The organism is Terriglobales bacterium, assembly GCA_035487355.1.
GTDB lineage: Bacteria > Acidobacteriota > Terriglobia > Terriglobales > Acidobacteriaceae > QIAW01.
The window spans coordinates 49098-68631 of sequence record DATHMF010000107.1; the positions used below are offsets into that span (position 1 = coordinate 49098).

Annotated in this window: 19 protein-coding genes; 6 read left to right on the plus strand and 13 right to left on the minus strand. The window is 55.0% G+C overall.

Annotated features, from left to right (window positions below; all coding sequences use genetic code 11):
* Nucleotides 1-18: 18 nt before the first annotated feature.
* On the minus strand, nucleotides 19-579 hold the full coding sequence (gene efp, locus VK738_20080) for an elongation factor P (protein HTD24961.1): 561 nt from the start codon (nucleotides 577-579) through the stop codon (nucleotides 19-21).
* Between the two features lie 274 nt (nucleotides 580-853).
* Between efp and VK738_20085 the strand changes: the two genes are divergently transcribed.
* Nucleotides 854-1183, plus strand: coding sequence for a YtxH domain-containing protein (locus VK738_20085; protein ID HTD24962.1), 330 nt, complete (start codon nucleotides 854-856; stop codon nucleotides 1181-1183).
* Nucleotides 1184-1223: 40 nt separating this feature from the next.
* Here the strand turns inward: VK738_20085 and VK738_20090 are convergent, their stop codons facing one another.
* The 7 genes from VK738_20090 to VK738_20120 all read right to left on the minus strand — a co-directional run bounded on the left by VK738_20090 (nucleotide 1224) and on the right by VK738_20120 (nucleotide 7883).
* Nucleotides 1224-2015, minus strand: a complete 792-nt coding sequence (locus VK738_20090) for a TonB family protein (protein ID HTD24963.1) — start codon at nucleotides 2013-2015, stop codon at nucleotides 1224-1226.
* A gap of 35 nt (nucleotides 2016-2050) precedes the next feature.
* The gene (locus tag VK738_20095; GenBank protein ID HTD24964.1) at nucleotides 2051-2938 is read right to left on the minus strand and encodes an energy transducer TonB; all 888 of its coding nucleotides are present in this window, start codon (nucleotides 2936-2938) and stop codon (nucleotides 2051-2053) included.
* 324 nt (nucleotides 2939-3262) lie between these two features.
* A complete protein-coding gene (locus tag VK738_20100) occupies nucleotides 3263-4252 on the minus strand; it encodes a hypothetical protein (protein HTD24965.1) in 990 nt (329 codons plus the stop codon).
* Nucleotides 4253-4328: 76 nt separating this feature from the next.
* Nucleotides 4329-4907, minus strand: a complete 579-nt coding sequence (locus VK738_20105) for an aminodeoxychorismate/anthranilate synthase component II (protein HTD24966.1) — start codon at nucleotides 4905-4907, stop codon at nucleotides 4329-4331.
* A gap of 16 nt (nucleotides 4908-4923) precedes the next feature.
* Nucleotides 4924-5091, minus strand: a complete 168-nt coding sequence (locus VK738_20110) for a Trm112 family protein (GenBank protein HTD24967.1) — start codon at nucleotides 5089-5091, stop codon at nucleotides 4924-4926.
* 33 nt (nucleotides 5092-5124) lie between these two features.
* Nucleotides 5125-6942, minus strand: a complete 1818-nt coding sequence (locus VK738_20115; GenBank protein ID HTD24968.1) for a hypothetical protein — start codon at nucleotides 6940-6942, stop codon at nucleotides 5125-5127.
* 17 nt (nucleotides 6943-6959) lie between these two features.
* Nucleotides 6960-7883 (minus strand): sigma-70 family RNA polymerase sigma factor, encoded by a 924-nt coding sequence (locus tag VK738_20120; protein ID HTD24969.1) that lies wholly within the window; start codon nucleotides 7881-7883, stop codon nucleotides 6960-6962.
* Nucleotides 7884-8154: 271 nt separating this feature from the next.
* On the opposite strand from VK738_20120, the gene VK738_20125 reads away from it, so the two are divergent.
* Both VK738_20125 and VK738_20130 read left to right on the plus strand, forming a co-directional pair.
* Nucleotides 8155-9261 (plus strand): DUF6569 family protein, encoded by a 1107-nt coding sequence (locus VK738_20125; protein HTD24970.1) that lies wholly within the window; start codon nucleotides 8155-8157, stop codon nucleotides 9259-9261.
* Nucleotides 9262-9513: 252 nt separating this feature from the next.
* The gene (locus VK738_20130; protein ID HTD24971.1) at nucleotides 9514-9744 is read left to right on the plus strand and encodes a hypothetical protein; all 231 of its coding nucleotides are present in this window, start codon (nucleotides 9514-9516) and stop codon (nucleotides 9742-9744) included.
* Between the two features lie 143 nt (nucleotides 9745-9887).
* Here VK738_20130 and VK738_20135 read toward each other — a convergent pair whose 3' ends face one another.
* The 3 genes from VK738_20135 to VK738_20145 all read right to left on the minus strand — a co-directional run bounded on the left by VK738_20135 (nucleotide 9888) and on the right by VK738_20145 (nucleotide 14188).
* Nucleotides 9888-11513, minus strand: coding sequence for an adenylate/guanylate cyclase domain-containing protein (locus VK738_20135; GenBank protein HTD24972.1), 1626 nt, complete (start codon nucleotides 11511-11513; stop codon nucleotides 9888-9890).
* Between the two features lie 3 nt (nucleotides 11514-11516).
* Entirely contained in the window at nucleotides 11517-13466 is a 1950-nt protein-coding gene (locus tag VK738_20140) for a serine/threonine-protein kinase (GenBank protein HTD24973.1), read from the minus strand.
* A 137-nt stretch (nucleotides 13467-13603) separates the two neighbouring features.
* A complete protein-coding gene (locus tag VK738_20145) occupies nucleotides 13604-14188 on the minus strand; it encodes a hypothetical protein (protein HTD24974.1) in 585 nt (194 codons plus the stop codon).
* 370 nt (nucleotides 14189-14558) lie between these two features.
* Here VK738_20145 and VK738_20150 point away from each other — a divergent pair, with 370 nt between their 5' ends.
* The 3 genes from VK738_20150 (at nucleotide 14559) to VK738_20160 (ending at nucleotide 17449) form a co-directional block, all read left to right on the plus strand.
* Nucleotides 14559-15377 carry a glycosyltransferase family 2 protein gene (locus VK738_20150; GenBank protein ID HTD24975.1) on the plus strand — a complete coding sequence of 273 codons (819 nt, stop codon included), beginning with the start codon at nucleotides 14559-14561 and terminating at the stop codon, nucleotides 15375-15377.
* 350 nt (nucleotides 15378-15727) lie between these two features.
* A complete protein-coding gene (locus VK738_20155) occupies nucleotides 15728-16027 on the plus strand; it encodes a hypothetical protein (protein HTD24976.1) in 300 nt (99 codons plus the stop codon).
* 1191 nt (nucleotides 16028-17218) lie between these two features.
* On the plus strand, nucleotides 17219-17449 hold the full coding sequence (locus VK738_20160; protein ID HTD24977.1) for a hypothetical protein: 231 nt from the start codon (nucleotides 17219-17221) through the stop codon (nucleotides 17447-17449).
* A 71-nt stretch (nucleotides 17450-17520) separates the two neighbouring features.
* Here the strand turns inward: VK738_20160 and VK738_20165 are convergent, their stop codons facing one another.
* Together VK738_20165 and VK738_20170 are read right to left on the minus strand one after the other, a co-directional pair.
* Complete coding sequence (locus VK738_20165) at nucleotides 17521-18117, minus strand: energy transducer TonB (GenBank protein HTD24978.1); 597 nt, start codon at nucleotides 18115-18117, stop codon at nucleotides 17521-17523.
* Between the two features lie 74 nt (nucleotides 18118-18191).
* Nucleotides 18192-19469 (minus strand): ABC transporter permease, encoded by a 1278-nt coding sequence (locus VK738_20170; GenBank protein ID HTD24979.1) that lies wholly within the window; start codon nucleotides 19467-19469, stop codon nucleotides 18192-18194.
* Nucleotides 19470-19534: the final 65 nt, after the last annotated feature.

Sequence of the window (19534 nt, forward strand, 5' to 3'; positions counted from 1 at the left end):
CGCGCTCACCCATTTGAGCTATGCTCGCGACAGATATGCGCCTTCGGCGGTATCCACGCGGATTTTTTCGCCTTCATTAATGAACGGAGGCACCTGCACCACCACGCCGGTTTCGAGCTTGGCGGGCTTGGTAACGCTGCTGGCGGTAGCACTCTTCAACCCAGGTTCGGTTTCGACGACGGTCAGCTCCACAATTTGCGGAAGTTCCACGCCCACGGCCTTGCCGTCATAAAACTCTATTTTGATTTGGAGGTTGGGCGTGAGGTAGTCAGTGGAGTCTCCCAGCACATCCTTGTTCAGGTGGAGTTGCTCGAAGGTCTCGGTGTTCATGAAGTAATAATCTCCGCCATCGGCGTATAGGAACTCCATTTCCACCTCATCGACCACAATTTTGTCAATTGGGTCAGGCGAACGGAAGCGGTGCTCGAACATGGCGCCAGTGCGCAGGTTGCGCAGCTTGGCTTGAATGAAGGCGCGCAGGTTGCCGGGCGTGCGGTGCTCGACGCTGAAGACCGCATGCAGGTCATTGTTGTGCTTGATGATCATCCCTGGGCGCAACTGGGTTGCTGGAATTGACATTCCAAACTTCTCCTCGCTGATTTGGATCTTTGCAGGCTGGCCGCGTTAGGGCGCGGAAGCAGAGGCAAACTTATATTCTACCGCATCTCCCGCCGCCAATTCACCTAAGTTGCCGGGCCCTCATTTGAGATATTTCTTAGCTGATGGGACAACACCTGGGGCAAGCCGCTTTTCTAAATATTCAGTGGAGCAAGACCGAAGAGACGGCTGCGAAAGGTCTCCCGCTTTCAGGAAGACCACGATTTCTTAAATGTTTTTTTGACTGGGAGGACCCATGACCAACTACGAACATACTAGCGAATGCGAACCCAACGAACAACGAGGCAGCGGAGTAGGACTGGGCATTACCTTGCTGTTGATCGGGGTGGGAGCTGGCGCGCTGACTGCCCTGTTGCTGGCGCCGCGCTCCGGACGCCAGACCCGGCGCATGTTGCGGCGCAAATACGAGGACGCTATGGAGACGCTGAACGAACGGGCCGATGAGTGGAAAGAGCGCGGCGCCGAGTGGGCAGAAACTGCACGCGGCTGGGTTGGCTCGGCCAAAGAAGCGGCCGAAAACGCCACTGAAAAAATCAGGCCGGTTATTAAAGAGGTAAAAAGATAAGAGGACGTGCAGAAATAAAATCCTGATCGTTGACTGGCAATCAATACATCCGAAAATCCACGTCGACACTCACTCGCACGGCTATGGGTTGCCCGTCTTTGCGGGCCGGCTCGAAGCGCCAGGTGCGGACCGCGGCAATAGCTCGTTCATCCAGGCCATATCCTAAGCCGCGCCGCAAGTGAATATCTTGTACGTGGCCATCTGCGCCCACGATGACCCACAATCCCACCGTGCCCTGCAGCTTGTTGAGGCGGGCTGCATCGGTATAGTCCGGGTCAGGATCGTAAATAACCCTGGGAATTGACACGCCACCCTTCCCGGCTGCGGGATAATCACCGATGCCGGAACCAATGCTGCCACAGCACCCGGTGCCGATGCCACCACCCTGTCCGGGCCCGTCGGAAGGCAGGCCCAGCACGCCGTGAAAAGGATCTCCTACCGGCTTGTCGTCGGTTTTGATCACAGGAGCCGCAATACTCTGTTCCATAGGCAAGGGCGGGCGCTCTACAGTTCGCGTTGTAGGCGGGGTAATTTGCTGTGGACGAGTCTGCGGTAGCGCTCCGCGTGAAGGCGCCAGCAGGCTATGCGCCCCGCCGCCACTCGAGCTGGGAGCGAAGATCACAGCCGATATGTGATAAGGGGTGGTATTGGCCTTGTTGATGCGCCACAGTGCTACCTGACTAAGCCAAAGCAACAGTAAAAGTATTGATCCATGCAAGGCCACCGACCAGAGGATTTTGGTGGAGCGGGCGGCACTGGAATGATTGATCCCAAAAAGGCTCGGCAAAATATGCTGCTGTGCCCGCGGCGCCGAGCTGGTAGGGATCTGCATAAGTTGTTCAGAGTTAAATCAGTATACTGAGCCAATCAGTATAAATGGAAAGTAACATCAATGTTCAATTGTACTGCGACTGCCTGGCCGTCTTTTTTGGCAGGTTCGAAGACCCATTTTTTGACGGCCTCTACGGCTTTTTCGTCAAGTCCTAACCCCAGGGTGCGGGCAACTTTAACGTCGTGCACCTTGCCATCTGGGCCGATCACTACCCATAAAATCACATCACCTTGATACTTTGCTTTGCGGGCTTCTTCCGAATACTCAGGATCGGGTGAGAAGATTGCGCGCGGAGCACTGACGCCGCCGCCTACACGGTAAGCGCCACCACCCATGCCACCACCCCAGCCGGGGCCTACGCCTGGACCGCGTCCTGAACCCACTCCTGTACCTGAACCGCTTCCAATACCGCTGCCTGAACCGATACCGTTGGAGGCTGGCGCGACTGAGGCCAGCGGATCACCCATCTGCGGCAACGCAGGAGCAACCATGGGAGGAGCAACCACGGTTGGCGGAACCGGTAACTTAGGTTCAAGATTGCGTACAACCACTGTGGGAGGGGTTATCTGATCGGGCGCAGATTTAGGTAAGACTCCCTTGGAGGCTTCCAGTTTTTCTCGTGCGCCACCGCCGCCACCGCCGCCAGACGGCCCCCCAATCGAGGAGGGAACGTAGGCACTGATATCAATTACCTTTGAAACATTATCAGTGATTACTTTAGGATGTTGCGCAACATAAGTGGTAATCACCAGGATCAAAACGACAGCCAAGGTGTGCAACACAAAGGAAAGTATGAAATTCCGGGGGCGGGTCTGGTAGGTGCCGTATCCAGCACCAAAGAGCGAAGGCAAGATATCGGGTTCTCTTCCCCGTGCAGGCGCAGGCGGTAACGGGGAATTACTCTTGATTGCGGAACTCGCCATGAACTTCCCTAATGCCCTCTGATTTGGATACTAGTCTAGTATAGACGCGATTTTAGCCGTTTTGGTTTCAAAAAGCATTTGCCAAACGTAAAAAAAATAACCCTAAAGCCCGCAACCATACGTAACCTTTTGTTAAGTAATATTAGCTGGTATCCCGATTCTAACCCCTGGATGGCCATAGTGTGGCAGAAGAGACAAGATTTTGACAAATTACGAAAGACTGCTGCCCAGATGCCCTAATTTCCCAAAAATATAGAGGCAACCATTTCCGCGAAGCCCGTCCAAAAAAGCTTTTCTTTTGCCCTTTCTAAGCTGCGCAAGCGCCTATTTCCCAAAGATAGAGGCAAACATTCCGCGCAACCGACCGAAAAAGCCTTTTTTCTTCTCTTTGTCCTTGGGTTTGCTGGGTGGTTGTGCGCTTACTTGGACAACTGGCGGTGGAACCACCGTGTCGGTAAAAAACCAGGGCACCTGAGTGAGGGGTAGTTGCACCAATTGCGCCATTTCGAGCGAAGGTCCGGGGTCGGCAGCATTGAATACGACAGGAGCGTCCACTTGTACGCTTACATCATTCGGCCGGGTCGCCGGTAGCGGCCGAGTTACGCTATCAGCCATGGGCTGGGTTGGGCCAGCCTGGGCGATCTCTGGCGAAGCTGGCGTGGCCGGCTGCTGGGCCGTTTCCAGGGGGCGCGGCTCGACCGGCGCGGGACATCCGCAGGTAGGAACCTCAGCTACGGCCGCTTTCACGCGACCGCTAAGAAAATACATACCCAGGTTAGGCTTAACCTGGTAGCTGCCTTCTCCCATCAACTCATTCACAATAATGGCGGAATTGTTGCCGCGCAATGGCTGCACGCAGGTGTTACCGTGGGCATCGGCGCCGATGGCTACATGGAACTCTCCCGGGCCGGTGAGAGTAATTCTGAAATCAGGTGTGACCACAGAATCGCTGCCGGCTGACAGAGAGTAATGCGCCTCCAGCATGCCCGTATCGAGACTCAACACAAGGTCACGTTGCTGGCCTTGCGACGCCACTGAGTTCACCTGGACATTGCTTCCAGGACAGACACGCACCTCGCCGCCACGCTTGAGCCGCACGGTTGCGGTCGCTGCTCCGGCTGAAACGGTTGACCCGGAGAGCAGGCGCATGCCGCCAGAAGCAAAGATGACTGAGCCCTGAACGCTGGCATCGGAGGCGAACACTTCACCCACAACGTTCGATTCGCCTTGAGGCGGCGGGCCTTGCGCCGGCAGCCGTACAGGAAAGAGCGCCAGTCCCAGCAGAATTACTGCGCCACAGCAGCGGAAGACCATGGAATGCCCGGGATTGTAAACTCTAAAGTCAGCGTAATTTGCCGGGCCACGAACCATAGGCGTAAGTAATATTCAGTCAAGCCGAAGCAATAAAGTTCTTCAGCATCTGCTTTCCGCAAGGGGTCAATACACTTTCCGGATGAAATTGCACGCCTTCCACGGGAAACTTGCGGTGGCGCACACCCATGATGACCTCGGTACCATCTTCTTCCCGGGTGCAGGCAGTAATTTCTAATTCAGCAGGGACTGTCTGGCGATCAATAATCAAGGAGTGATAACGGGTGGCCGTCAGCGGAGACTCCAAGCCGTGAAACACACCCTTGCCACTATGCGTAATGGGACTGGTTTTCCCGTGCATCAACTTCCTGGCGCGAATAATATTTCCGCCAAAAGCCGCACCAATGGCTTGATGGCCAAGACATACACCAAGAATCGGAACCTTACCGGCAAAATACTGAATGAGTTCGATGCTGATACCGGCCTCTTGCGGCGTGCACGGTCCGGGCGAGATGACAATTTGCTTGGGCCGCAGGCGCTCAAGCTCCTGCACCGTAATCTGATCATTGCGGCGCACCTCAACCTGTTCACCCATCTCCCCGAGATATTGCACCAGGTTGTAGGTAAATGAGTCGTAATTATCGAGCACAAAAACCATAAAGATGCCTAATTCTTTACTCTTCTTGAACTGCTTGGTCCTTCAACAGAACGGGAACACCATCGCGGATGGGATACACCCGCCGGCAGGCGCCGCATTTCAATGTTTGCGCCTGCTGGTTATAAACCAGCTCTTTGTGGCATTCAGGACAAGCCAGAATCGCAAGTAAATCTTCCGAGATCATTCAATTTGAAATTATAACCGGGTGGAGGATGGGTTATTTCACGAACTTCCACTGTGCGCCGCCATTGCTGGTCTGCCACTTTTCGCCGGTGGAAAGGTCCACCTCGCCCTGCTGAGCGTCCTTGAATGCAATGGTAACGTGAGCCTCAGGCTTGAGAAGACCTGTGCCGGCTAGAAGGGAAGGCTGCCAGGTCACGCCGTCATCATGCGAATGATATACAGTGACGTAAGCTTGACCCTTGCCAACCGCCTGTGCCGCCCAAACGTCGCTTCCCACGGCCGACACACTGCTGAAACGTTGCGGAGGAACCACAGGCGACATTTCGACTGCAACGGTTTCAGTTGTTGAGCCGACCTTAGTTGAACTGTCATTCGCTGAAACAACGCCCCCTGAAACCGTGCTGGCAGAACTGGGATTAGCGGAACGGTGGTTAAAAGCTTGCTGCGTTCGCACTGCTATGGTGTGCCATAAACCGTAGATTCGAGCCTGTACCTGGCCGTGATAGATGCGCCAGCCTGTGATAGCGGTCGTGCGGGCCACACCGGGGGTGAGCGTCATCAGGCTTATTGCGTTTCGGCTGATCGGCAAATTCTCAGTCTTATTCTGGTCTATAAGGCCAGCAGATGTACCGTTTGTCGCAACTTCCTGGGCTTGCCCTGCTACAGCAACCGTCTCCTCTGTTCCTTGAGGAGTTGGCTGCGCAGGAATTGTTTCCAGCTTCTTTCTATTACGTGCTTCCTCAGCCGGCACTACCGCCCGCGTTGCTGGTGCAGGTGCAGCCACCTTTGCGAGAGCTGCCTGCGCTGCCGGTTTCGCGGACTCAGCCTGGTCAACCTTAAACGATTGCAGGGAGTCAGGACTCCCCGTTGAAACTGGTCCGCCTATCGCAGCTCCAGTAGCACTCGGGGAAGGTGGGGCAGCGGGAGGAGGAGGTGCATTGGCGGTATAGCCATTCCCATTGCGGTCGTAATAATTCAAGTTCGTATTGTTCTGACCGCTATTATTCATGGCGTTCATGTTGGCAGCAGGACCGCCGTGAGTCGTCTGCTGTTGGCGAAGATCGAACAACCTCTTATTGTCTTCTGACAAGCGGTTACCCGCGCTAAAAGCCAACGCTTCTCCATTTGCGTCCTTCTGTTCATTCTTGGCTCCGGGAACTTGTTTGGCTTCCTTATCGCTAAATCTGCCTGCCTTGGCCTGATCATCCCGAGACCCGGCGAGTGCACCGAATGAACCTCTGCCGAATTCTCCCGCAACCCCGGGGCTCGCCTTGGATTTTTCTGGAGATTCCGAGGACTTTAAAGCCGCAGTCTCTCTTCTACTAAGGTCGTTATCTGTTTTTTTGCTGCCACCGTTATCTGTTTTCCCAGCTATTTCGTCTGTAATCGCAGAAGCTGGGGCGGTATTGGCCGGCGGGGCTGCCACAGTGCGCGAGTCTTTTTCGGATTCGGTACCGGAAGTCTCATGCGCCACCTGCCCGGGAGTGGCGAGGCGTTCAGGATTGTTCTTCAGGAAAATCGCTACTGCCGCAATCATACTGAGCGACGCGGCAAGAGCTGCCCACTGCAACCGTCTCCCCGCAAACCAGCGGGCCTGGGGTGGGGCTTTAACGATTGGAGCTTTAACCACCTCAAGCGGCGCTGCCTGCTCCTCGGGCAGGGCAAAATATACGACATCGCGGCAAACCGTGCATTGCGACAGATGCTCTAAAACTTTTACCCGTTCCCCCTCGTTCAGGGATTGCTCGGCAAAGGCGGTAAGCAGATCAGGGTCGGGATGGGCGGAAGAGGGCGCCATCGCGCCCACTCTCAAACGCGCACCGATAATCTTCGAATTTCGCGGATCTGCCATCACCACTACTTTACTCCCTAATCTTCCCCTTCTATCCTTTGGAACGATCTACTCTCGCTTTCTTGCACGGGAGGCGGGCGCAACTTTTCGCTGACGTTGAGGGCCATGTCACGCACATCGCATTCCAGGGCCTCTTCGGCAGCGCGGGGGCTCATTCCGCCGCGCACCAGTGCTTGCACAATCTTCTTGCGCAGGTCTTTGACCACGCGCTCCACCTTGCGGCTGATGGTGGACTCATGCACCCCCAGCGAGCGCGCAATTTGCGCCAAAGTTCTTTCATCCAGAAAATATGAGGCCAGAATGTAGCGGTCCTCAACCCCTAATTGCGCCAGTGCGGAATCGGTAGCGGCATCCAGACGCGGGTCTGCGCTCGCAACCGGCTCGCTTGTAGGGGCGGCAAACTGTGCGCCCTGTTCATTTTCTTCCTCAATACTTACCAGACGTTTTTGCGAGCGATAGCGGTTTACATACTCCTGCGCCAAAACCGTACGCAACCAGCCTTCCAGTGAGCCCCGTCCCATATAGAAGTTGAGCTTTGAAACCCGCACCTCGGCGCCGGCATTTTCACGCGTGCGTATTCCATAAAGATCGGCATAGAGTGAATCGGCCAGCTCGTGGCCGAGAGTGTCGTCACGAACGATGGCCCGGGCCGCCTGGTAAAGCGGCGCGCGGTAGCGGTTCAAAAACTCGGTCCAGGCAGCTTCGTTGCCGGCCGCACAGGCACGGGCCAGGACCAATTCTGCCACTCTAAGGGCTTTAACAAATTGCCGGATTTCGGCCTCCGGCGCTGCTGGAGGCAAATATTTGGCTACCACTTCGTTCAAACAGATTGTGAACGACTCAGCGGACAGGCCATACCCGGCGGCGCCGCTCTGGTTGAATAGCTCGGTGAAGAGCGTGCGCTTCCACGCCGATACCGCAGGTTGGGCCTTGCTAACCATCTGGGTTTCTGGATGTTATCTCAATTTGGATGCTTCTGACAGCAAAGCTGTCTAGCTGAATTATCTCGAAATAACCGCCTGCATGCACTTTTATCTTTGGAACTAGGGGGTGAACCGGGTGAGCGCGGAGCGAGCGCCGCCTCGCGCGAGCGTAGCAGCCTTGTTTTGGCTGCGGAGCCCTTAGATTTAAAGCCACACTGCTTGCAAGAAACGTGAGCTGCAGCGTTCTTTCTCCAGAAGCGACCCCGGCGAGAATTTCTGGAGGATATTTATGACACGCAAAAACAAATTATTAGTTTTCACAGCCATTGCCCTAGGGATGGCTCTATTCGCGGTAGCCCTGCTCTATCCGCCAACCCCGGCTGAGGCTGGCTTTCCCACGGGCAGCCGCTACCAGGTGCTTTCACCTATTACCCACGGCAATTTGACGATCTTCCCAGTCGTGGCCTCTACCACCCACGATACCCACGAATTCTTGACACTGGATGAAGGCCTGCACAGCGGCGAGGTGGAGGTCTCCGAGCATGGTGGAGTTCGTCCCATGGTGAGGCGTCCCCATACCTACTATCCGCCGCGAGGGGAGGGCGCCGAGGTGAACCGGCTCTATCTCATCAATAACTCGAAGCGTCCGTTGCTGCTGCTGGCAGGCGAGATAGTAACCGGCGGCAAGCAGGACCGCATTGTCGGCAAAGACCGCATCGTACCGGCAGAGACTGAGTCTGATCTGAATGTATTCTGCGTTGAGCCCCACCGCTGGACGGGAACATCAGAGAGTTTTGGCGCAGTGGGAGGGCTCATGGTCGCACCCAGTGTCCGAAATCAGGCCATGGCAAAAAAGGACCAGAACGGGGTGTGGAACGAGGTGAACAAATCCAAAGCGAATGCCTCAGACATGCTAAGTTCGGCCCCCGCGGCCCAATCCGAGGTCGAGGCGACCTCTTCTTACGCGCAGGTCATGAACAACGAAGAGGTAGATAAGCGCGTGAACGCGATTGCTGCGCCCATTGAGCATTCCTATGCAAAAGAAATCCAGGAGCTCCGGACCCGCAACGCAGTGGGAGTGGTGGTAGCAGTTAACGGCAGGATCATCTGGGCAGACCTGTTTGCCAGCACTTCCCTGCTGGAAAAATACTGGCCCAAGCTGGTGCGCTCGTATGCCTCTGAGGCCCTGAACACAGCCGCCAATGGGGATTCGGTCAGCGTTAAAGGGGCCCAGGAATACATCGATCAACTGGAGGGCCGCCATGAAATCTCAGAGAGCGAGCCAGGTGTATACCGCCACACCGAGATTATTGGCGACGGCTACAAAACCTTCGAGTTGATCTCGCTGTTGCCCAGCACCGGCTTCGAGGTGCACATCAGCAAGATGACCGACTAACAGTCCGTGAAGTAACGTTTTTGCAGCGGCTGCATCCAATAAGTAACACAGCAACGTACATCTGGAGTAGAGGTGATAAGGGAAAGGGAAAATGAAATTGGTTGCCTGCACACGAAGCAGAAGCGTAAAGAAAAGTTACGTTCGTAACCAATGCTTAACATTTTTTCTGCAACAAAATTCGGTCCATGCGTGTCTAATGTAGTAGCTGTAGAAGTGGTAGTGGTAGAGGTGCAAGGGTCGGGAGGTGACATTATGATGGTAGAAAGATTTTCCACATCTGAAATGTCGGCCCTGCGGAACGAGCTCCTAGAGGGAGGACTCGATAACTGGCAGGCCGCCGAATTGCTACAGATGTTTCTTGTAGGTCGTGGCTATGGTGTTTCGCCGGAAGCGGCGCGCACCGCGGCCAGTCGAGTCGAAGGCGCAGGCTGCTCCATTGAGAGCCTGCAAAGCGAATTGGAAAAGTTGGCTTTGGTAATGTAAGCAATTTCTCTCAATTACCAAATCCAAAAAGGCCGGAGATAATCGCTCCGGCCTTTTTTCTTCCTAAAAACTAAGGGTTCCGCAACGCTCCTCTTCGCTCCGCGCTTGTGCTCCTCTCAAAAACCCAACGCAGCCCATTTAATTCAACTGATATGCTTTTTCGCTGGATCTTCCCAGTTCACGTTAAACACGTTGACCGGCCCGGTCCGGCCTTTGAGGCGCAGCGGAGGCAGCGGAGCGAGCACAAATCCATCACTCAACTCCGAGGCGGTGGATTCGGAGATCAAAATCTGACCGCCGGCCGCATTCGACGTCAAACGGGAGGCCGTATTCACCGTATCGCCGATTACCGTGTAATCAATGCGGCGCGGAGAGCCGATATTACCGGCGGTCACGATGCCGGTGTTGATGCCGATTCCCACACGCAGTTCCGGCCACTGCCGCGTGGCGGCATCGCGATTCAACTCGATCAGCAGGCGCTGGATCTGTATGGCTGACTGAACGCAGTTGGCAACGTCGTTTCCTTTGGAGATAGGAGCGCCGTACACAGCCATCACGGCATCGCCAATGTACTTGTCGAGCGTCCCGCCGTTGTCGAAAATCACGTCGGTAACGCAGGTAAAATACTCATTCAGGATTTCGACCACTTGCTCCGGGTCCATCTTTTCGCTCATGGGGGTGAAACCGCGTATGTCGGCGAACATGACCGTGACTTTCTGATGGACACCACCCAGCCGGATGTCAGGATTGGCCACCACCATCTCCGCGACCTCGGGCGAGAGGAACCGCTCCAGGGCAGACCGATGCAGCGCCTGCTGGGCGATCTTCTCGTGGGCCATGGCATTGTCAATGGCGGCACCGGTTTGCGCCGCCAGCAGGGCAAACACGTTCAACTCTTCCTGGGTAAACGCGGCGGTCTTCTTGAGATTGTCCACATAGAGGATCCCGAACACGCGGTTTCCGCCCAGCAAGGGAGCACACATGGCGGAGCGCAGCCCGGAGATGCGCATACTCTCGCTACCGTCGAAGCGTTCGTCCGCGCTCACATCCAGGATCAGAATGGGTTGCTGTTCCTTGCGGACCAGCTCCAGGACGCGCTTGCTGAGAATGATCTGCGGCTGGACGCCGGAGTGTTCAGGATTGCGATAGCGGACTTCGCTCTGGCGCAACACCTCTCCGGCTTCATTGAAGAGCATGATAAAGCCGCGTTCCACCCCTTCAATACGGAAAGCCAGTGACATTACCTGTTCGCTGATGTCATCAATGGAGAGCTTTGCGTTCAGGGCCTTGCCCGCATCATAGAGCACGGTCAGAAGATAGTTCTCGTGTTCCAGTTTCTTGAGGCGCCCGGCCAGCTCAGGCATAGAGACCTTGGCAACGTCCTCTACCGGAATAGCGCTGGTGGCGTCCGCCCGGCCGCGCATGATCAGATTCAACGTGGACGGCCATTCCACCTGGCGCACCTGGATGGCGCTGTCGTCCAGGGTCTCAAGCCGGAGTTCGTATCTCCCGATGAGCGCAACATCGCCGCCTTTCATTTCAGAGTTGCGGGCGATCTTTTGGCCGTTCAGGACTACGCCGTTGGTGCTTCCGCGGTCGGCGATGAGAACGGAGTTGTCCTGGACCTTGATGACCGCATGAAAACGGCTGACGCTGGAATCATTCAGCACCAGGTCGTTGGCATTGCCTCGCCCGATGGTGATGATCGGCCGGTTAAGCTCCAGGATTCCCTTCTTGCTGTCTGGTGAAGAGATGATGAGCCGGGTCATAGGCTAAGGCCCCTGCTTTTCCAGGATTTCGTCAACGCTCTTGATCTTGCCCTTTTCCACCTCAACCGTGCGCTGTGCGGTTTTGTAGCCGTCCATCTGCAAGACCACGGTATGGGTGCCGGGGTCCAGGGCCCAACGCAAATCCGTCTTCTTCAGGGCCACTTGGCCGTCAAGAATAATCGTCGCTCCTTCTGGCCGCGTCCGTACGTGCAAGACCCCTTTGCCCTCAGGGATAGGCTCACCACCCAGCAGGTGCCGCCAGAAGCCGCCTTGCGCAAGAGCGAGCGTCGGAGCGAAGCTATAGGTCTGCCCTTCGGCAAGGCTGGTAGAGACCGATTCTTCTTTAAAGCCCGCCTTGCGCACCTCGACTGTGTGCACGCCCTTTTCCGCGATGATGATCTGTGCCGGGGTGCTCTTGCCGGTATCTTTGCCATCCACCCAGATGGCGGCGTTCGGCGGGATGCTTTTCACATCGATTGTGGATACGACCAGTTTCAACTGGACCCAGACAGGCTCGCTCTTGCCGGCGGCGACGGTCACCATGCGTGTTTCCCGGGCGTAGCCGGGTTTCGAAAAAACAACTGTATGCTGACCAGAGGCCAGGCTGGCAGCTTTGAATGGCGTTACCCATGCAGGCTCCGACCGGCCATCCACTTCCACTTTGGCGCCTTCCGGCTGTGAAACAAAACGCAGTTCGTGCTGCTGCTCTGAAACACCGATGGGAGACCCTTGCCCTTTGGTCTTCTTTTGCTCCGGCTCTTGGTCGGGATTCAAGACAGGGGTTGCAGCGTTCACCTGTACGTTCTGGTTCGTACCGGTATCAGAAGGTTTGGTTACCTGTACGCTCGGCGCTTGTTGCTGTTGCTGCCTTTGCGCTTCCTCCAATTGCTTGACTCGGTGACCGTAATACACCAGGCTTCCTACCAATCCCAGCAACAGCACTGCCGCCGTGGCCCCGAGGAGCATGCCTTTCCGGTTCTTGGCTTTGGCCGCCTGAGCTGGCTCAGGCAGTACAACCGGGGCTTTTGCGACAGGTGCAGGGACCGCACTGCCGGCAACTTTTAATGACAGCACAAGCGTCTTTGCCGACTGTGCCGCCGTGGCCGCCGAGGTTGCTGTCGTAAGGCCGCGTTTGGGAACGAAGGACTTGTAGTTCTCCAGGTCCTGCACCAACTCCGCGCCCGTTTGATAGCGCTCGTCCGGAGACTTGGCCAGCGACTCGGTCACGATGGAACTCAGCCCCGGATGGATCGTCACATCCAGGTCGCGTGGCGCCGTGGGCGTTTCATTGACGATCTTATAGATGATCGTCGTCACGTTATCTCCCGTAAATGGCTTCTCACCCGTCAGCATTTCATACAGGCAAACGCCGAAGCTGAAAAAGTCGGAACGGCCGTCCAACTGCTTGCCTTGGAGTTGCTCGGGAGACATGTAATTCGGCGTCCCCAGGATTTGGCCGGTGCTGGTCACCCCGCCCCCGGTCTTGGCAATGCCGAAGTCCATGATCTTTGCTGTGCCACTTGGGGTAATCATGATGTTGGCCGGCTTTACGTCGCGATGGATGATCCCCTGCGAATGGGCGTAGTCCAACCCCGCACAAATCTGGCGGGTAAGCTTGAGTATTTCGTCTGTCGAGAGGACGCGCTTTTGTGCCAAGAGCTGATGGAGTGTGGTTCCCTCAACAAACTCCATGGCGATGTAAAAGATAGTGTCTTGCTCGCCGGCGTCGTAGATGGTTACGATGTTGGGATGGTTGAGAAGACCAACGGCCTGCGCTTCATTCTTGAACCGGCGCAGCATGTCCTTGGTGTCTACACCATAGGCATCCAGCCGCATGGTTTTGAGGGCGACAACCCGGCCAATGTTGGGGTCTTTGGCCTTATGGACCAGACCCATGGCGCCACGCCCAAGTTCGCTAACGATCTCGTACCGGCCGACACTTTGAAGAGCCATGAGTTTCTTGCTCGTGCGATTCTCTACAGCGTGCCCTGAGTCGCTTTTGGGTGAATTCAGCCATCCCAGGGCACACTGGAAGACAAAAAAACTACGTTAGACGAAAAATACAGCCTTCCAGAACTAAGAGCGCGTATCTACGCTGCTTCTTTTTTCCCACCGGGAGTTTGTTCCTTCACCAGCTCCTCGAACAGGGACCGGTAGTGGATCATCGCTGCTCTTAGCTCTTCGGTGCTTGCTTCTCCTCTACCCAGCTGCAATGCAATCTCATGAGCAGATCGGTAATTCTCCGCCACTCGGGGATGGTCGACAGAAATGTCGGCGGCGCGTTGATCAAACTCGGCTACGGGATAACCACGAGCTCTCATTAAGGAAGACACCAATTCGTCGGCTTCGGTGACTACCCCCTTCGGGTAATCGATAAAGCGAGACTGCACTGAATTCCATTGGCTCGAAAAGCGTTCCCGTTCCGTCGGATCGAGATCGCGGATCTTAAGCTCTTCAACCCGCTTCTCACGCTCCGCCAACTTCGATTCGGCTTTTCGTTCAGACCCATGCTGTTCTACAGCCCGCTCGTACTCCGGCCCGAAACGCTCGCGCAAACCTGCAGTAGTAGCTCTGCGTCTTCGCACGTACAGCCATGTAAGCCCAGCCAGGACCACGATGACCACGGCTGCGAATGCAATCATCAGGTTGGGGTCCATCAGTTGTTGTAAGTCCATGGGAGATCTCCTTGCACCAACCCGCAGTATTACATCCGTGGTTTTGGACAACTGTTCAGAATTGACCACCCCGTGCATCAGCGAGGAACGGCTTGTGGCACTCGGCAGATCGTACGCCGTGCAGCGGAGTCGAGGGACCCGGGCTTTTCTGCCTTCTCAACGTCGCTGCTGCTCAATTCAATTCAGCAGCTGAGTAGTTCTTAATTCTCGATCTCTCAATTACCAAATCCAAAAGGCCGGAGTGATGATCTCCGGCCTTTTTTGCGTCTCCTTTACTAGTTGTCTAAAAATTCTGTGGGCTTCATGTCGTTTTATGCCGGGGCTGATACACTAGTTGGTCGTTTTTCTATATGGGTATCTGACAATGAATATGCCAGTTGCAGAAATCGGGACCAACCAGCTCATATCCGACACCGACGAACTGAAAGGGTGCGTCTCGGTTATCGTGCCCATCTACAACGAAGTTGACCACTTCGATGAGTTGTTGCGCCAGGTGCAGGCCTCTCCGGTCAGCAAAGAAATCATCGTTGTGGATGATGGCTCGACCGACGGCACGCGCGAGCGGCTCATGGAGCGGGCCCCGGAGCAGGGTGTTACCCTGGTTTTTCACCGGCAAAACTGCGGCAAGGGCGCGGCCATCCGGACCGGGTTGCGTTATGCGAGGGGCGAATACATCCTTATTCAAGATTCCGATTTGGAGTACAACCCTCAGGATTATCCCGCGCTGCTCGAACCGCTGGAGACCGGCAAGGCCAATGTGGTTTATGGAGTACGGCCTGACCGTCCGGAGCGAGGTTTGCGATTTTTCCTGGGCGCCAAGCTGCTTACCCACCTCGCCAACCTGCTCTACGGCTGCGGAATTCACGACGAAGCTACCTGCTATAAAGTTTTCCGGCGCTCTGTACTGCAGCAACTTAAGCTGGAGTGCCGCCGCTTTGAGTTCTGTCCGGAAGTGACGGCAAAGTTAAGCCGGATCGGGGAACGGATTGCCGAAGTGCCCATCAACTACAATCCTCGCACCGCCGACGAAGGCAAGAAGATCCGGTCCGCCGATGGATGGATTGCTATCTGGACTCTGATCCAACTGCGCTTTACTTTGCGCCGGCGTTTTGTCATGCCGGAGCCGGAAACTGAAACTGCTCCTTTCCCTGTAGGCTTCGTCCGCCCGCCCGTTAATGTAGAAATCTAAGGGCTTCTGTAGCGCTCCACCCTACTCGCCTGCTCACGGCGGGCCTCCTCTGTTGCGAAATGCGGCATTGATTCACTAATTAGCAGGGTATATCCGGCATTCCCAAAACAGCACTGTCTCAAATATGGAATTGAGAGTCTATGGATTAGACAGAGTAAGGGCTGGATTTCTTAAATTCAGACCTATTGAATGTTAAGTTGTTTATTTTCAATCAGATAGTTGCGGCTTTGGGTTTGGCTCAAGGATTGCTATTACATAAGCAATTGGATTCTCTGGGACGACGAATCAAAAGGGTCCGGAAGCCCAAAAAACTTCCGGGCCCTGAACTAAACCCAGGAAAGGGAAAGAAAATGCAAGCCAAGTCGACACTGACGGAGAATTTGGAACTGAGCAGCATGCGTGGAACGCAACACAAGGTGCAGCAGATGTTTTCTCCGGGAGATATTTCCCTGCTGCGCAATGCACTCCAGGAAAAAGCAGCCGAGTTCGATTGCTGGCAGTGCGCCGAGATTATTGAGATGTTCTTACGCTCGCGGGGTTACGGAGTTTCACGCCAGGCTGCGCGGGCCTGTATAGGCAGGCTGGAAGCAACCAACTGTGACGACGAGGCGGTTGCCGAGGAATTGGAGAGACTGGCGCTGGTAAATTAGCTGCCGGTCGGGTAGGTGAAGTAGGTAAAACGCGGGGCTGGTTAAATGTGAATTAGGTTCCTGGCTCCGCAAAAGTTTAAAAGACCCTGGACCAAGCGGGGGACTATAGCAGCAAGCGAAAGTCCCCGAGGGAACGAAGTTAGCGAAGAGTGAAGTGGTTGGTTCCATGCTAGCTTTTCGCAAGGGGCTCAGCAACACAGGCTTTTTAGGGGGAGGGTTGCAGGGCCCTTTTTAAGATTAAGTAAAAGTTTTCGCAACTCGAGCGGCGTGAAACAGTACTGGGGGGTCTGGTTCACGACGCCGGGGAGCGAAAAATAAATTAAGTAAAAGTTTTCGCAACTCGAGTGACGTGAAACAGTACTGGGGGGTCTGGTTCACGAAAGCCGGGAAGCGAAAAATAAGTTGAAGCAAAAGTTTTCGCAGCTCTGCGCAAGGTGAAACAGTACTGGGGGGTCTGGTTCACGGAGAACAGGGAAGCGAAAAATAAACGGTGACAGTAAACACGCCGGGCCAACCAGCCCGGCGTTTTTTGCTTCCGAATGAAATTATGCCGTTTTAACTATTACTGTGCTTATTCTCTCGCCATTCTGCTTGCATCTTTGTCATTCTGAGCGCCGTATTTTGGCGCGAAGAATCTGGCGTTTTCTCGACCCGGCGACACTGTTCTTCGGTATTAACCATAATGAATAATCCAGGAGAATGAAACGTTCACGCACAGGGCCTCACCATTGATCATAGAGGGTTACACAGATGTCAGTAACAAGAATACCGGAAGAGCGCGATGGAATCTCAACCCAGAGCGAACACAAAGGTCCAATGAAAAAGCCGGGCAATGTTATTTGTTTCGCCTGCCGAAGAAGGATAACCGCTGGCGAAAACCATACCCACCCATACTCAAATGGAGAAACGCAGAGCCAGCCGATTATCCGTGCGTGGTGAGGTCAATGCGGGGAAGAGAAGTTCTTAGAGTTGCACGGTCTAGGGCGCGTAGTTGACGGCGTAGCTCTTCAGATTACTCGTACCGAAGGCTCTCCACCGGGTCAAGCTGGGCGGCGCCCCGGAAGGATTCTTCTCTTACGACAAAGTGTGTTCTTCATGAACTCGCTGGAATTTGTACGCCAGCTCTGGTAAAGGGTCTCGTTCGAACTTGCCGCTTGCTGCCGCGTCGCGCATAATTCTGTTGGGTGTCACATGAGCCGGACTCGAAAAGACTCAGACCGATTCAAGGACAAGTCTCTCGAAGTAGTCAAAAGGGACGACGGCACCTTTGATCTCTTCGTGAATTGTAAACTTGATCGCAACTGCGTCCCGGAAGCCTGGCTGGCCGAAGAACTTTGTGTGCGCTACGGATTCTGCGGCGAGGAGTACGACTCCTTTCTGCGCGAAATCCATCAAAACGGCAGGAAAAAGATCATGTTCTGACGTGAGCGCGAAACCGTGATTTACCACAACCCACAATTCGTGAACACGCCAGCAATAATCAGGCGAACAGCCTAGCCACGACGGCGTAGGCCACATCGCCACAAATACAGACATTTGGCAGAATGAACACGATAGTAATAGTAGTCTTCCCCGCCCCAGCGGTAGCCGCACCGCCACAAGTAAAGGCACTTTGCGGAACGCACCCCAATGTAGGCGAATTGAATATGAATGGGCCTGGGCTCAGTAATCACCCTCACGCGGTTCTCCGATTGGATGGCATCTATGATCGTTTTCGCCTGCTCGGCAGGCGGGACATCAGCAATCTCAAATGAGTAGGTGAGCACGTACGGTGTTACCTCAGTGCTGCATTGTCGGCATTCGAACTGTGACTGTTGGGCGCTGTCCAATGCTGCCTGTTGCAGCATGGGATGGCCGCTGATCGCAACTGCCGACTCAATACTCCCGTCTTTTCGAATTCCGAGCTTCACCTCGACGTCACCGGTTATGCGTGCTGTTCGCGCCAGGGGAGGATAGGTAGGCTGTGACAGCCTCGTTAGGACAACTCCAGTTTGAGCTGAGCCCGAGATAGCAGCAGCTTGTCCTCGGGCATTCTCTATGAGCGAAGCGGCGGTGACTAGCAGAAGAATGAATAAAAGGAAGGAGCGCATATTAAGAAGAACGAACCACGCGCCCGAACTTGCAGGAAATTTAACGCAGCTTCAATCCCGGAAATCAGAGGGCTCTATTCGTACCGCAAACTCTCAACAGGATCAAGCTGGGCGGCGCGGCTGGCGGGTACGGTGCCAAATATGATCCCAACCAGCGAAGAGACCAGTACCGCTACGACGATGGAAACCCCTGAGATGGGGATGTGATACTCGGTGAACATCCGCACTGAGATGGGCAGCATCATCCCGATGGCAATGCCCACAAATCCGCCGGTGAGGGAGATAAAGACTGATTCCGCCAGAAACTGAAAGCGGATCTCATTGCGGGTGGCGCCCACGGCCTTGCGGATGCCGATTTCGCGGGTGCGCGACTTCACCGTGACCAGCATGATGTTCATGATGCCCACCCCGGCCACAATCAGGACGATGAGCGAGACCAGCATGAGCACCACCGTCAGGATATTGGTGATCACATTGGCGGTATTCAGGATGTCCGTCAGGTTCGCGATTTCGTAGGTTGATTCCGGCCGGTGCCGCGAGGTGATGACCCGCTTGATATCTTCGGTGCCCTGCGGCACCAGTGATGCATCGGTCATCGAGAAATACAACTGCTTCACATTGTGATTGCCGGTAAAAATCTGGCTTTCGGTATAAGGAATCAAGATCGTGTAGTCGGTGACTTCAGAGTTGCCATAGGTGTTGGTGCTCTCCTTGAAGGTCCCGATGATGGTGAATGGCAGCCCGCTGATCTTAATGGTCTGGCCGATGGCGGCGCTTTCGCTGTTGAAAAGTTGCTTCGCGAATTTTTCCGTAATCAACGCGACTTTCTGGCGGGAATCATCGGCATCGAAGAAGCGTCCGGCCGGGACCTGCAGATTACGCACGATGCGGTAATCAGGCATCACACCAAGAATGCTGGCATCGCCTTCTTTGCCGCCGCCCATCGGCATGCGCTCAGCCAGATTGGCTACAGGAGAAGCAGCCCGCAGGCCCGGAACCAGTTGCAAGGCGGCCTGCATGTCGTCCACAGTGAGATAGTCCGAAGCCACCGGCGTAGCGCGCGGGCCCTCCCCTTTATATTCCGCCCAGATGACATTGGAGCCGATGTTCTGAATCTGGCTCAGGATGTAGTGCTTGCCGGTAAGCCCAATGGTCACCACCAGAATGAGCGAAGCGGTGCCAATGACCATGCCCAACGCCGTGAGCACAAAGCGAATTTTGTTTTGGCGAAAAGAATCTATGGCCACCAGGGCAATTTCGCTCAGCTCGGCGCGGTAATGCCGGGTGGCCTGCTCGCCTTCGCGCAGCGTCTTCAGCGGATGAAGCACGACATTTTGGGGCTTCAGCATCATTACTTTTATCGTAACAGCTTCAAGCGTAGAGGAAAACAGTTCTAAAGAAGAAGCCTTTGGCCTTT

What these genes read in the sequence shown, in the direction of transcription:
- VK738_20085 (HTD24962.1), top strand. Translation starts at nt 854, where the DNA reads ATGACCAACTACGAACATACTAGCGAATGCGAACCCAACGAACAACGA.
- VK738_20095 (HTD24964.1), bottom strand. Translation starts at nt 2,938, where the DNA reads ATGGCGAGTTCCGCAATCAAGAGTAATTCCCCGTTACCGCCTGCGCCT.
- VK738_20115 (HTD24968.1), bottom strand. Translation starts at nt 6,942, where the DNA reads ATGGCAGATCCGCGAAATTCGAAGATTATCGGTGCGCGTTTGAGAGTG.
- VK738_20170 (HTD24979.1), bottom strand. Translation starts at nt 19,469, where the DNA reads ATGATGCTGAAGCCCCAAAATGTCGTGCTTCATCCGCTGAAGACGCTG.
- VK738_20090 (HTD24963.1), bottom strand. Translation starts at nt 2,015, where the DNA reads ATGCAGATCCCTACCAGCTCGGCGCCGCGGGCACAGCAGCATATTTTG.
- VK738_20140 (HTD24973.1), bottom strand. Translation starts at nt 13,466, where the DNA reads ATGGCTCTTCAAAGTGTCGGCCGGTACGAGATCGTTAGCGAACTTGGG.
- VK738_20150 (HTD24975.1), top strand. Translation starts at nt 14,559, where the DNA reads ATGCCAGTTGCAGAAATCGGGACCAACCAGCTCATATCCGACACCGAC.
- VK738_20110 (HTD24967.1), bottom strand. Translation starts at nt 5,091, where the DNA reads ATGATCTCGGAAGATTTACTTGCGATTCTGGCTTGTCCTGAATGCCAC.
- VK738_20155 (HTD24976.1), top strand. Translation starts at nt 15,728, where the DNA reads ATGCAAGCCAAGTCGACACTGACGGAGAATTTGGAACTGAGCAGCATG.
- VK738_20100 (HTD24965.1), bottom strand. Translation starts at nt 4,252, where the DNA reads ATGGTCTTCCGCTGCTGTGGCGCAGTAATTCTGCTGGGACTGGCGCTC.
- efp (HTD24961.1), bottom strand. Translation starts at nt 579, where the DNA reads ATGTCAATTCCAGCAACCCAGTTGCGCCCAGGGATGATCATCAAGCAC.
- VK738_20165 (HTD24978.1), bottom strand. Translation starts at nt 18,117, where the DNA reads ATGCGCTCCTTCCTTTTATTCATTCTTCTGCTAGTCACCGCCGCTTCG.
- VK738_20125 (HTD24970.1), top strand. Translation starts at nt 8,155, where the DNA reads ATGACACGCAAAAACAAATTATTAGTTTTCACAGCCATTGCCCTAGGG.
- VK738_20145 (HTD24974.1), bottom strand. Translation starts at nt 14,188, where the DNA reads ATGGACTTACAACAACTGATGGACCCCAACCTGATGATTGCATTCGCA.
- VK738_20130 (HTD24971.1), top strand. Translation starts at nt 9,514, where the DNA reads ATGATGGTAGAAAGATTTTCCACATCTGAAATGTCGGCCCTGCGGAAC.
- VK738_20120 (HTD24969.1), bottom strand. Translation starts at nt 7,883, where the DNA reads ATGGTTAGCAAGGCCCAACCTGCGGTATCGGCGTGGAAGCGCACGCTC.
- VK738_20160 (HTD24977.1), top strand. Translation starts at nt 17,219, where the DNA reads ATGAGCCGGACTCGAAAAGACTCAGACCGATTCAAGGACAAGTCTCTC.
- VK738_20135 (HTD24972.1), bottom strand. Translation starts at nt 11,513, where the DNA reads ATGACCCGGCTCATCATCTCTTCACCAGACAGCAAGAAGGGAATCCTG.
- VK738_20105 (HTD24966.1), bottom strand. Translation starts at nt 4,907, where the DNA reads ATGGTTTTTGTGCTCGATAATTACGACTCATTTACCTACAACCTGGTG.